Source organism: Pseudoalteromonas sp. GW168-MNA-CIBAN-0100, from assembly GCF_040309225.1.
Lineage (GTDB): Bacteria > Pseudomonadota > Gammaproteobacteria > Enterobacterales > Alteromonadaceae > Pseudoalteromonas > Pseudoalteromonas arctica.
The window spans coordinates 1-396 of sequence record NZ_JBEOOL010000177.1 but is presented as its reverse complement, the minus strand read 5'-3'; the positions used below and the strand labels follow the sequence as shown (position 1 = coordinate 396).

The following is a 396-nucleotide window of genomic DNA, read 5'->3' as shown; positions in this document are numbered from 1 at the left end:
GTAATAAAGTATTCTTGAAGACGCTTTGTATTAAATTTGACATCAGGATCTACCAGTGACTCCAGTAAGTTATAGGGACTCAAATTGGAAGATTTATCTGATTTATCGAAAAGCCATGAATGAACATCCACTATTAACGATGCATAAATTGTATCTTGGATCGAGAGTATGCACCTCTGAATTGGAGAGTCTAGATTACTTAAAGAACTACTTGTATTAATTGAAACCGAAAGAAGCTCTTTGCGTTCCAACAAATTCAGATACCCTATGACAGCTGAATTGATTTGATTTTGAAACTTCGCCAATTGCTCTTTTCTCATAGTGGACGTCTCTGCTTTCACTAGACATTTTTTAACTCAGAATAATACGTTTCTTGAAACTTAGCAGGCGAAACAC

The 396-nt window shown here is 35.4% G+C and carries 1 protein-coding gene; it reads right to left on the bottom strand.

The features are described from left to right. The coding region (locus AAEY62_RS20595; RefSeq protein ID WP_350636108.1) for a hypothetical protein at nt 1-320 on the bottom strand (320 nt) is incomplete at its 3' end. Nucleotides 321-396: the final 76 nt, after the last annotated feature.